Genomic DNA, 12160 nt, shown 5'->3' with positions numbered 1-12160 from the left:
GCTGCGCGGGCTCACCTCTCGCGCGGTTGTCCCCAGCGTTCGATCGCACTGACGGCCCGCTTCAACCCGTCTTCCTGCGCGAGGCGCGCACCGAGTTGCATCGCACGCGCCTTCGTCTCGCCTCGTTCGGCAAACGCGATCGCCCGCGCCAGCGCGGCAGCGTCCACGCGCCGCCCCGCGACCGGCGCATCCGCGACACCGAGCCGTTGCAGCCGGTTCGCCCAGAAGAACTGATCGCCCGCGAACGGCACGACCACCGACGCAATGCCGGCCCGCGCAGCCGAATGCGTGGTGCCCGAGCCGCCGTGATGAATCGCCATCGCGACGCGCGGGAACAGCCAGTCGTGCGGCGTGTCGCCGATTACGTGAACGTGCGCCGGCAGCAGCGATGCATCGATGCCGCTCCAGCCCGGATAGAACAGCGCGCGCCGGCCGGCCAGCGCCTGCGTCAGCGCCATGGCCATCGCCGCACGATCGAAGCCGGCCATGCTGCCGAAACCGATGTACACGGGCGGCTCGCCCGCGTCGAGAAACGCCGACAGTTCCGGCGGCGGCGCCCAGGCACGCGCCTCGATCCGCCACTGGCCGCATGCCTGCACGTTCGCCGGCCAGTCGGCCGGGCCGGACAGCAGCGCCGGCGACACGCCATACAGCATCGGATGATCGGTCCACACGTGCTTGCGCGGCGGCAATCCGCATACGCTGGCGCGCGCGGCATTGGTCGACTTCCTGAACGCCTGCCATAGCAGCGCATTCACGAGCCGATGGCTCGCGCGATTCAGCCAGCGCGGCACCTTTCCCGGCGGCAGGAACGGCGACGCGAATTCGGCGGTCGGCGTGATCGGGATCATGCCCGCGCCGATCGCCGGTATACCGCGATACTCGGCGACCGACAACCCGACGAACGACGCGAGCCCCGACACGAGAAGCGCGTCGCACCCGGCCGATGCGTCCGCCACTTCGCGCATCCATGCGGCCGTGTTCGCGTTCGCGATCGCCGCGAGCGCCTTCGATGTATCGCCGAAGCCGCCGCGCCCGCGCACCGCGTCGGCCAACGCGCCTTCCGGCGCAATCGCGCGACGGATATCGCCGGACAGCGGCGCCGACGGCACGCCGAGCGCGGCGGCCGAGCCGAGCGTCGCCGCATCCGCCAGCAGCCGGACGTCGTGACCGGCATCCAGCAGCGCGCGGCCCAGCGCCGCGAGCGGACGCGTGTCGCCTTCGGTGCCGTAGGTGACGATGACGAGTTTCATGCGGGGCTCCTCGTACACGGCATAAAGGTTGGATTCGTAAAATTGCACGTCGTATACTAATGCAATCCGTACACTTTCAGTCAATCCCCTGCCATGACGATTTCGACCGACGATCCGGGCCGCCGCGCGCGCAAGCGCATCCAGATGCTCGCGCATCTCGCCGAGACCGGCGCGCGCCTGTTCGATGCGCACGGCTACGATGCCGTCACGATGGAGCAGATCGCCGCGCAGGCCGATGTCGCGAAACGCACGCTGTACAACCACTTTCCGACGAAGGAAGCCGTGCTCGCGCACTGGCTCGAAGGCGAACTCGCGCGCGATCTCGCGCATTTGCAGCGCGACGTCGCGCGGCGCAAGACCTTCGCGTCGCGCATCGGCTGCGTGCTCGATGCGTCGGCCGCCTGGTGCGAACACCATCCGGCGTACCTGCTCGCCTACCTGCGGCACCGCTTCCTGAGCATCGGCGCTGCCGAACCGGGGCGTGCGGGAGAGAACGGCAGCGATATCGCATGGGTGTGGCAGCAACTGATCGCCGCCGGGCAGCAGGCTGGCGAGCTGAACCGCACGCTGCGGGCCGATCAGCTCGCAACCTGGTTCCATCACCTGTATCTCGCGGCGATGCTGCGCTGGCTGACCGTGCCGGGGCTGTCGCTGAAACGGGAGTTTCAGTCGGTCGCGAAGCTGTTTGTCGAAGGCGCGGAAGCCAAACGCTGACGCACGCATGCGAGCGTGCGTGTGCGTCACGCTTTTACAAGCGCCCGAGCACGACCGCGAGCAGCGAGCGCCCGAAACGGGCGACCGCCACGCCGCATACGACGAACGCGCGCTTCATTTTTTCCGCGGCGCTTTCACCGCCGGCGCACCGCGTGGCGCGGCATCGCCGCCGCCCGACGGCCATTGCGTCTCGTCGAGCAGCCGGTCGAATAGCCTCGCGCGCTCGTCGGCCGACAGCGGACACAGCCCGAACATCGCCGATAACGCGAGCCCCCACGCCGCTTTCCATCGCAGCAGCGCGAGCTCGGGATCGCCGGATTCGGCCGTGATCCGCTTCACGTTCTCGGCATCGGTCTCGCGCACCTTCTGCAGCGGCGCGGGATCCTCGACCAGCGCCGCCATGATCGCCAGCGCCGCCGACGGCTGCTGGTCGATCACTTCACGCATCGTCGCGATCTGCGCGGCCAGCGTCGGCTGCGCTTCGCCCGGGTCGCGCGCGGCCAGATAGTCGCGCTGGAAACGTTGGTAGGTGTCCTGCTGATGTTCCATCAATGCATTCAGCACATCGCCTTTCGTGCGGAACTGATGCATCAGCCCGCCCTTGCTGATGCCGCTTTCGCGCGAAATCGCATCGAACGTGAGCTTGCCCGGGCCGTCGCGCTCGAGGATCGCGAGCGCCGCCTGGATCGCGGCAGTGCGCGTTCGCTCGGAACGCGTCGGGTTGTCCATGAAGTTTTCCCGGTATGGAATGAGGCCACGCGGCCGAGCCGCATGAAGACAGTGCGCGGAGTTTATCACAAACAAACCGCCTGGTCGGTTTACATATGAAAATGGCGGTGCTACGATCGGCTCCCGCATCGACCCTGGCCGAATGACGGGCCGCGTCTCACATCACGTGACGCGACGGGAGGCCCGCAGGGCGCGGCTTTCCGGCCGCTCACCTTTATCGGACGGCCTGCCGCTCCCGCGATTCATTGCCCGTATTACGCCCTAAAAACAAACCGCCTAGTTGGTTTTTTTTGCAAATCCGAGCGGCGTTGCCGCCCCTGTTGCACCACCTTTCGTGTCGGCCCCGCCGGCGCGAATCCCGACCCCGGAGAATCAGATGAACCGATCGATCAAGCCCAGCCACCTGCTCAACGCCGCGCTGTGCGTCGCGCTCGCCGGATGCGCCGGCGTTCAGCCCGCCCGCTACAGCGGTATCGAATCGTCGCCGTATCTGCGCAGCGATCCGCAGGACAAGTCCGGGCGCATGCCCTACCGCTACGCGCTGCCGGCGGACTGGCACACGTACCGGAAGCTGATCCTCGATCCGGTGGCCGTCTATCGCGGCGCCGATCATCAGTTCGGCGACCTGACCGAGCAGGACAAGTCGACGCTTGCCGCGTACATGGGCGACACGTTCGCGAAGAAGCTCGGCAAGCGCTTCGAGCTGACGGGCACGCCGGGCCCCGACACGCTGCGCGTGAAACTGACGCTGACGGGCGCCGTGACGACGACGACGTTCGCCGGTGCGTTCGCGCATTTCGATCTCGCGGGGAACGTCTACAACGGCGTGCAGGCGATCCGCGGTCGCGAAGGGGCGTTCACGGGCTCGGTCATCTACGCGGTGGAGATCCGCGATGCGTCGACGAACCGGCTGATCAGCGCGTACGTGACGAAGCAGTATCCGAACGCGATGAACATCGGCGCGAGTTTCGGTGCGCTCGGCGCGGCAAAAACCGGAATCGACAAGGGTGCCGATGCGCTCGTCGCGCAATTCGACTGAACGCCGCGGGCGCACGTCGGCGCGTATTGCACCGTGGCGTGCCCGCTGGCCGCGTGCGGCGATCGTCTGGATCGTGCCGCTCGCGGCCGCTGCGTGCTGTCTCGCGTGGGGCGTGTCGTTGTTCGGCAGCCGCGGGCCGACGCTCACGATTGCGTTCGCGACCGCCGACGGACTGGAAGCCGGGCGATCGGCGCTGCGGCTGCGCAATGTCGAAATCGGCCGCGTCACGCGTGTTCGTACACGGCGCGGGCAACCGGGCGTGACGATCGACGTGCGGCTGGACACCGACGCACGCGCATTGGCCGTGGCCGACACACGCTTCTGGATCGTGCGGCCGCGCCTCGGGCCCGACGGCGTATCCGGTCTCGATTCGATGCGGTCGGGCGCGTACATCGCGGCGGCCGTCGGCCATTCGCACAATCCGCGCACCGCGTTCGCCGGGCTCGACGCACCGCCGGTCGCCGAAGGCGGCGGTCGTCACTACACGTTGCGCGCAACCTCGCTCGGCTCCGTCGCGATCGGCTCGCCGGTCTATCACCGGCGCGCGCGCGTCGGCCAGGTCGTCGGTTATGCGCTGGACGCCGACGGGCACGGCGTATCGATCGACGTGTTCGTCGCCGCGCCGTTCGATCGATACGTCGATGCCGATGCGCGCTGGTGGCAGGCCGGCGGCCTCGGCGTGCAGCTCGACGCGGGCGGCATGAAGCTCGGCACGCCGTCGATCGCCGCGCTGCTCGCCGGCGCGCTCGCATTCGCGTCGCCGCCGGGACGCACGTCGATCGCCGCGGCACCCGATGGCGCGCGCTTTCGCGTGGCCGACGACGAACTCGACGCGATGCGCACGCCGAATGCACCGGCCGCGCCGGTGGTGATGCGTTTCGACCGCTCGCTGCGCGGGCTCGAGGTCGGCGCGCCGGTGGATTTCCGCGGGATCGAGCTCGGCAACGTGACGGCCGTCGGCACCGAATACGACGCGGCACGCGGCGACGTCACGATGCGCGTGACGATGACTCTCTACCCCGATCGCCTCGGGCAGCGCTACCGCGACGTCCTCGGCAACGGCGATTCCGCTGCCGGCAAGGCGCTGTTGCATACGCTCGTCGCGCGCGGCTTGCGCGGCCAGTTGCGCATCGGCAATCCGATCGCCAACCGCTCGTATGTCGCGCTCGACATGTTTCCGCACGCGCCGCACGCGTCGGTCGATACGACTCGCGAGCCGATTGCATTGCCGACCGTGCCCGGTACGCTCGACGTGCTGCGCGATCAGATTGCCGATATCGCCGGCACATTTTCCCGATTGCCGCTCGACCGGATGGGCGCGGACCTGAACGTCGCGCTCGCGAACACCGACGCGCTGTTCGCCCGCCTCGATACCGAACTCGCGCCGCAGGCCCATGGCGCGCTGGGCACCGCGCGACAGGCGTTCATGGTCGCGCAGGCCATGCTCGGGGAAAAGGGTGCGGGTACATCGAACGTCCGCCGTACGCTGACACAATTCGCGCGCACGTCGCGCGCGCTGCGCGCGTTGGCCGATGAAATGGAGCAGCATCCGGAATGGTTGCGGCCGAGCGCATCAGGCATCGCGCAACCCGATCGCGCACCGCATCCGGCGAGTACGCCACGGTGAACCCGTCGCGCCCCGCATCGGCATTTTTACGACGATCGCACGCATCGCATGCCAAATTCCCCGCGCAGCAGTATGCTGATGTCGTACGGCTGCGCACTGGGCATCGGGTAACCCCGACGTTTGCACGCGATCGCGCCGCCGTCGCGACCGCAATCATGCGTTGCAAGGAGGGTTGTGATGGCCACCACGCATCAGCACTTCCATCTCGAACTACGGCACGCCACCGCGCCGACCTACATCATCAGTTACCTGTTCCCCGCGTTGCTGTTCGTCTACGAACTGCTGCGCGTCGGCCAGTGGATCCGCGATCACGGGATGCAATTCGTCGCGTTCAAGCAGATGGGCTACGAGTATCTGCTGATGCTGCTGTTCGTCGGGCTGCAGATCGTCGTCGAGGCGATCTTCCTGCTCGGCGCCGCGATGCGCAAGGATCATCGCGATTTCGAGCATCGCTTGCCGAACGTGATTCTCGGCATCGGCTGCTCGATCGCGCTGCTGGCGATCGATCTCGCGATCCAGCTTGCGTTCTGACGGCCGGCGGGCACGCGCCCGCTGGCAATGGCAGTGGCGCGCTCAGGCGAGCGCGTCGCGCAGGAACTTCGCGACGGCGGCCAGCACGTCGTCCGTCCGCTCGCGGTGCGGCATGTGTCCGCAGCGGGCGAGCAACAGGAACGACGACGGCCCGGCGACGCGCGCGGCGATCCGCTTCGGATGCACGTCCGACCCGTATTCGTCGTCTTCGCCGTGAATCGCGAGCGTCGCACACTGCACGCGCGGCAAATCGTCGTCGAGATTCCAGTCGCGAAACGCCGGCGACAGCCACGTGTCGACCCACGCGCGCAGCACCCATTCGGCCTTGTCGCCGTGATAGCGCGCGAGCCGGTCGAGCTGCCCCGGTTCGTCGAACTGCCGCCCCGCGTCGCGAATGCCGGCCAGCGTGCGCTCCTCGACGAACGCCTGCGCGGCGACCGTCACGAGCGCGCGGCACCGCGCCGGATGCACGGCCGCACAGCCGACCGCCATCCCGCCGCCGACGCTGTGCCCGAATGCGACGAACGCATCGACGCCGAGCCGTTCCAGTACCGCCGCGAACGCATGGTCGGCCTCGTCGCGCACGAACGTCGTACCGAGCGTGCCCGGATGACGGTCCGAGCGGCCGAAACCGAGGCGGTCGTAGGCGATCACGTCGCGTTGCGTCGCGCGTGCGAGCTGCGCGGGAAAGTCGCGCCACAGGTCGACGCAGCCGAGCGAATCGTGGAGCAGCACGATCGGCGCGGCCGCGTGCCGCGCCGGCCCCGCACGCCAGCGTTTCGCAAAGAGACGCCCTTGCGGCGTCTCGATGATTGTCTCCTCGGTCACGATATCGGTCATGTGTCGGTCGTCTGCATGAAAGCGGCCGCGCGTCGGCGGCCGCATCGAATCGGGACATGGTGGCCCGCCGGCGCGCGCAGCGTCAAGCATGCCCTTACCGCCCGCGCGCTCATTCGGGCTGCGGCGGCAGATACTCCATCTGCGCTTCGTCGTACAGCCGGTAGATCAGCGCCTGCATCGCGCGGATGTCCTCGGATTCGTCGAGCGCGCGCATGCTCATGATGATCGGCGAGACGAGGTTCGGATCGTCGAGCGGCTTGTAGCTGATGTCGTCGCGCTTCAGCCCGTACACGCTGTGCGGCACGACCGACACGCCCTCGCCCATCGCGACAAGGCCGAGCGCGATCTGCAACTCGCGCGTCTCGTAGATCCTGCGCGGTTGCAGCGCGCGATCGTGGAAGGCCGCGAGCACCTGGTCCGCGTAGCTCGGGCGCGGCGCCTTCGGAAAGATGATCAGCGTGTCGTTGACGAGATCGTGCAGCGACAGCACCGGTTTCGCGTTCTCGAGCACGTGGCCGAGCGGCAGCGCGACGATCATCCGCTCCTCGCGCAGCACGACGCGCCGCACGCTCGGATCCTCGTGGCGGATGCGCCCGAACCCGACGTCGATGCGCCCTTCCTTCAGCGCCTTGATCTGGTCCATCGTCGACATCTCGTGCAGGCTCAGTTCGACGGCCGGATATTCGCTGCGAAAGCGCCGGATGATCTTCGGCAGCATGCCGTACAGCGTCGAGCCGACGAAACCGACCGACATGCTGCGCTCGATCTTGCCGACCCGCTTCGTCATCGATTCGAGCTCGGTCGTCTGCGCGAGCAGCTGCACCGCGTGCGAATAGAAGAAGCGCCCGGCATCGGTCAGCTTCAGCGGCCGCGCGTTGCGCTCGAACAGCGGCACGCCGAGCGCTTCCTCGAGCTGCTGGATCTGCCGGCTCAGCGGCGGTTGCGCGATATGCAGCCGTTCCGCCGCCCGCGTGAAATTCCGCTCTTCGGCTACCGCGACGAAGTAGCGGAGATGTCTCAACTCCATGTTCGATGCCTCCCGGCGAGCGATCCGGCGCCCCACTCCGGCCGGATGATGTCGTCACGATACCGCAGGCGGGGGCGACCGCCACGTGCGCCGCTTCACGCCATCACGGCGCCGCCCAAAGCAAAACGGGAAGCCCGCGAGCTTCCCGTCGTTTCATCGCCGCCTCGCGGCGGCGGCGCGACCGCGCATCACACCTCGGTCGCGTACAGCGCGTCGCGTTGCTCGTGGCTCAGCGAGTCGAGCGGCACGTCGGGCAACTGATAGCAGATCATCGTGCCGTACAGCTCGGCCAGGCAGTTGCTGCCGGCGTCGAGCGCGTAGCCGTCCTCGCCGTCCGGCGCCGGCGGGTACACTTCGCGCCACGCGTTGATCGCGGCTTCGATTCGCACGATGGAAACGGGTCCGGCCTTCCGCTCGGCGGGTGATGCGCTCATGGATTCCTCTGGATTGCGCGCTCCGCGGGCCGTGCCGGCCCGGATGGAACGATGAAAACGCCGGGCCGCTCGCCGGCCGCCGCGCGCCGCGCGCGCCGGATGCCGATCCGCGCTGCGCCTGTCGCGCCGGCCGGACCACGGCCCGGTAGGGTCGGGCAATATAACCGGCTTTGACCCCGTGCAGGCAAAAGCCGGGCAAAAAAAACGGGAAGCACAAGGCTTCCCGTTTCGTCGTACCGTCGCGCGGCCGCTGCCGCGCCGGCGTCAGCCCGCGGTTTCGCGGTTCGCCACCGGCTGCCGCTGCGCGCCGCGGCTCGCGGCGATCCACGGCGCGATCTCCATGTCTTCGTAGCGCACGAACCGGCTCTTCTTCAGGAACCGGAAGCCGAGCCACACGACGACGAACAGCGGAATGCCGACATAGGTCGCGACCACGCCGGCCCAGTCGATCCGGTTCGCGAGGAACGCCTGATAGTCCTGGCCGAGCGCGATCACGAGACACAGTACGAACGCGAACAGCGGGCCGAACGGGAACCACTTCGACTGGTACGGCAACTGGTCGAGCGAATACCCCTGCTTCACGTAGCCCTTGCGGAACCGGTAGTGGCTGACCGCGATGCCGAGCCATGCGATGAAGCCCGTCATCCCCGACGTGTTCAGCAGCCACAGGTACACGGTCTTGTCGCCGTACAGCGACGTGAAGAAGCACAGCGCGCCGACGGCGGTGGTCGCATACAGCGCATTGCGCGGCACGCCGCCGGGCGACAGCTTCGCGAACACCTTCGGCGCGCGGCCTTCGGTGGCGAGGTTGTAGAGCATCCGCGTCGACGCGTACATGCCCGAGTTGCCGGCCGACAGCACGGCCGTCAGGATCACCGCGTTCATCACGCCGGCCGCGAAGGCGAGGCCCGCGTGGCGGAACACGAGCGTAAACGGGCTCACGCCGATGTCGGTCACGTCCGTCTTCAGCAGGTTCGGGTCGGTATACGGAATCAGCACGCCGATCACGAAGATCGCGAACACGTAGAACAGCAGGATGCGCCAGAAGATCTGCTTCACCGCGCGCGGGATCGTCGTGCGCGGGTGCTCCGATTCGCCGGCCGCGACACCGATCAGCTCGGTGCCCTGGAACGAGAAGCCCGCGATCATCGCGACGCCCATCAGCGCCGGCAGGCCGCCCGCGAACGGTGCGTCGCCGATCGTCAGGTTGCCCCAGCCGTTGGCCGGCGCGCCCTTCAGAATGCCGAAGATCATCAGCAGCCCGACGCCGATGAATGCGACCACGGTGACTACCTTGATCAGCGCGAACCAGTATTCGGCTTCGCCGAAACCGCGCACGGTGAGCGCGTTGAGCAGGAACATCACGGCGAGGAACGCCGCGCTCCACCACACGCCCGGCACGTCCGGAAACCAGTAGTGCATCACGAGCTGCGCGGCCACGAGTTCCACCGCGATCGTCACCGCCCAGTTGTACCAGTAGTTCCAGCCGAGCGCGAAGCCGAAGCCTTCGTCCACGTATTTCGCGCCGTAGGTCGCGAACGAGCCCGACACCGGCATGAACGCGGCCATCTCGCCGAGGCTCGTCATCAGGAAGTAGACCATCAGGCCGATCAGCATGTACGCGACCATCGCGCCGCCGGGGCCGGCCTGCGAGATCGACGCGCCGGATGCGACGAACAGGCCCGTGCCGATCGAGCCGCCGATGGCGATCATCGTCAGGTGGCGCGCCTTCAGCGCGCGATGAAGCTTGGGTGGGTTCGCGGACGAACCGGGTGGGTCGGAATTCGGAATGGCGGACATAAACGACACGAACGTTGAGCGGGCCGGCATCCGGAGCCGGCGCATGCGGAATCGGAGCGCGGAGCGCGTCCTGCGATGCATTCGATGCGGCCCCGATACGCGTTGCGCGGCGGGCGCCTGCGGCGAAGCGCGGATTCTACCTGATTCGACAGGGGGGACAGCTGAGGTCGCCCCGCCCGCCGCCATGCCCGAGATTTCGCGGAATCAGCGGGTTGGCCGCATCGGGCGCGGCCCCTGCCGCTCGCCGTCGTTAAAGCCCCGATTCCGTACGGGTCATTCGATTTTTCATTTCTTCCCGTCAGCACCTGATCCTGTCCCGATCCGCCAAATACAGCGTCAATACGCAAAATCGACCGATCGACGCGCCATTAATCAGACAAAAAGACCGACACTGCTCATTGATTCAAATCAAATCGCCCGCGCGCAATGCGGTAATGATGCGTAACCGTTTCGAATCGCCGTCTCCGCATGCATGTTTTGCATGCGCACACGAAATTCAGAAATTCGCGGGATAATGACGTTTAATTCGAAATAATCAGCGCACGGCACCGCCAACGACGCGAGTAACCGCCGCCCCCGACTCCCGAGGATGAAGTCATTCCCGCTGCCCGCCACGCTGCGCCGCCATACCGCGTCGATCGTGGCACGCATTCTGTCGCCCCGCGGCGTACTCGTGGCGGGCATCGTCCTGCTGATGTTCAGTTGGGGACTTTCCACGTCGCTATTAATCGAGGCACGGCGCGACGCGTATGACCATGCGGTCGAAAATGCGCGCAACCTGATGCTGCTGATCGAACGCGATATCGCGCGCAATATCGAACTCTACGATTTGTCGCTGCAAAACGTCGTCGACGGCGTGGCCGATCCGGAACTGATGACATTGCCGCCGCGCCAGCGCCACCGGCTGCTGTTCGATCGCGCGGCGACCGGCGCATATCTCGGCTCGATTTTCGTGATGGATGCGCACGGCAATATCGCGATCGATTCCAGCGCATCGCCCGCACGGCAAGGCAATTTCGCCGACCGCGACTATTTCGCCGTGCATCGCGACCGGCACGTCCCCAATCTCTACATCAGCCGGCCGTACGCGTCGCGGCTGCGCGGCGGCGCGCTGACGATCGCGCTGAGCCGCCGGATCGACCGGCCCGACGGCACGTTCGGCGGCGTCGTCGTCGGCACGCTCAGCATCGACTACTTCCGCGCGCTGCTCGACGGCCTCGCGGTCGGCCGGCACGGCAGCGCGGCCATCGTCGAGGACAACGGCGCGCTCGTGTCGCGCCTGCCGTACGACACGCGGGTGGTCGGCCTCGACCTCCACGACTCGCCGCTGTTCATCGACGCGCAGCGCAGCCGCGACGGCGAGCTGACCGGTGTCGGCGCCATCGACGGCGTGCGGCGCATCTATGTCTACAAGCATCTCGCCGGGCTGCCGCTGATCGTCGACGTCGCGCCCGCCGAGATCGACATCTACGCGTCGTGGCGCCACCGCGCGATCTGGACCGTCGTGCTGATGGGCCTGTTCACGGCGTTCATCGCGTGGGGCTCGCTCGCGCTGTCGCGCGAGCTGAAGCGCCGGCAGGACGCCGAATCGAAGCTGTACCGGCTCGCCCACACCGATTCGCTGACGGGTCTCGACAACCGCGGCACGTTCGACACGGTGCTCGCGAAGGAGGCGCAGCGCGCGTCGCGCAGCGGCCGCCCGCTGTCCGTGCTGTTCGTCGACGTCGATCACTTCAAGGCGTTCAACGACTACTACGGCCACCCCGCCGGCGACGATGTGCTGCGCCAGGTCGCGCACTCGCTGTCGCGCTGCCTGCGCCGCGACAGCGATCACGTCGCGCGCTACGGCGGCGAGGAATTCGTCGTCACGCTGCCCGACACCGACGCGCCGGGCGCGGCAACCGTCGCCGAAGGCATCCGGCGCGCGATCGCGGGGCTCGACATCGAACACGTGAAAAGCCCGTACGGGCGCGTCACGGCCAGCATCGGCACGGCCACCGCCGCCGACGGCCGGACGAACGCCGCGACGCTGCTGCGGCGCGCCGACGAAGCGCTGTACCGCGCGAAGTCCGGCGGCCGCAACCGCGTGCTGGACGCGCAATCGAGCGGGGCCGACGCGTGAGGCGCCGCGATGCGCCTTGATGCGCCTTGATACGACCGGCCGCG

General features: G+C 67.7%; 11 protein-coding genes. 5 read left to right on the top strand and 6 right to left on the bottom strand.

Going from position 1 to position 12160, the window contains the following annotated elements:
• Positions 1–11 precede the first annotated feature (11 nt).
• Entirely contained in the window at positions 12–1253 is a 1242-nt protein-coding gene (locus CFB46_RS22515; protein WP_089501338.1) for a glycosyltransferase, read from the bottom strand.
• Between the two features lie 93 nt (positions 1254–1346).
• Between CFB46_RS22515 and CFB46_RS22510 the strand changes: the two genes are divergently transcribed.
• Positions 1347–1967, top strand: coding sequence for a TetR/AcrR family transcriptional regulator (locus CFB46_RS22510; RefSeq protein ID WP_089501337.1), 621 nt, complete (start codon positions 1347–1349; stop codon positions 1965–1967).
• 114 nt (positions 1968–2081) lie between these two features.
• On the opposite strand, the gene CFB46_RS22505 is transcribed toward CFB46_RS22510, so the two are convergent.
• Positions 2082–2696 carry a TetR family transcriptional regulator gene (locus tag CFB46_RS22505; protein WP_089501336.1) on the bottom strand — a complete coding sequence of 205 codons (615 nt, stop codon included), beginning with the start codon at positions 2694–2696 and terminating at the stop codon, positions 2082–2084.
• 376 nt (positions 2697–3072) lie between these two features.
• On the opposite strand from CFB46_RS22505, the gene CFB46_RS22500 reads away from it, so the two are divergent.
• The 3 genes from CFB46_RS22500 (at position 3073) to CFB46_RS22490 (ending at position 5893) form a co-directional block, all read left to right on the top strand.
• Entirely contained in the window at positions 3073–3735 is a 663-nt protein-coding gene (locus CFB46_RS22500; RefSeq protein WP_027782413.1) for a DUF3313 domain-containing protein, read from the top strand.
• On the top strand, positions 3710–5362 hold the full coding sequence (locus tag CFB46_RS22495) for a PqiB family protein (protein ID WP_089501335.1): 1653 nt from the start codon (positions 3710–3712) through the stop codon (positions 5360–5362). The genes CFB46_RS22500 and CFB46_RS22495 overlap by 26 nt, the downstream gene beginning before the upstream one ends.
• 177 nt (positions 5363–5539) lie before the next feature.
• Entirely contained in the window at positions 5540–5893 is a 354-nt protein-coding gene (locus CFB46_RS22490; protein WP_027782412.1) for a hypothetical protein, read from the top strand.
• Positions 5894–5935: 42 nt separating this feature from the next.
• Here CFB46_RS22490 and CFB46_RS22485 read toward each other — a convergent pair whose 3' ends face one another.
• The 4 genes from CFB46_RS22485 to CFB46_RS22470 all read right to left on the bottom strand — a co-directional run bounded on the left by CFB46_RS22485 (position 5936) and on the right by CFB46_RS22470 (position 9994).
• Positions 5936–6733 (bottom strand): alpha/beta fold hydrolase, encoded by a 798-nt coding sequence (locus CFB46_RS22485; RefSeq protein WP_089501334.1) that lies wholly within the window; start codon positions 6731–6733, stop codon positions 5936–5938.
• 109 nt (positions 6734–6842) lie between these two features.
• On the bottom strand, positions 6843–7760 hold the full coding sequence (locus CFB46_RS22480) for a LysR family transcriptional regulator (RefSeq protein WP_027782410.1): 918 nt from the start codon (positions 7758–7760) through the stop codon (positions 6843–6845).
• 188 nt (positions 7761–7948) lie between these two features.
• Positions 7949–8194: a DUF3717 domain-containing protein gene (locus CFB46_RS22475; protein ID WP_012338561.1), complete on the bottom strand. Its 246-nt coding sequence runs from the start codon at positions 8192–8194 to the stop codon at positions 7949–7951.
• A gap of 264 nt (positions 8195–8458) precedes the next feature.
• Positions 8459–9994 (bottom strand): amino acid permease, encoded by a 1536-nt coding sequence (locus CFB46_RS22470; protein ID WP_027782409.1) that lies wholly within the window; start codon positions 9992–9994, stop codon positions 8459–8461.
• A gap of 589 nt (positions 9995–10583) precedes the next feature.
• Here CFB46_RS22470 and CFB46_RS22465 point away from each other — a divergent pair.
• Positions 10584–12116 (top strand): sensor domain-containing diguanylate cyclase, encoded by a 1533-nt coding sequence (locus CFB46_RS22465; RefSeq protein ID WP_027782408.1) that lies wholly within the window; start codon positions 10584–10586, stop codon positions 12114–12116.
• Positions 12117–12160 lie beyond the last annotated feature (44 nt).

This window comes from Burkholderia sp. HI2761 (assembly GCF_002223355.1).
Classification (GTDB): Bacteria; Pseudomonadota; Gammaproteobacteria; order Burkholderiales; family Burkholderiaceae; genus Burkholderia.
This window is presented reverse-complemented; position numbering and strand designations above follow the sequence as displayed.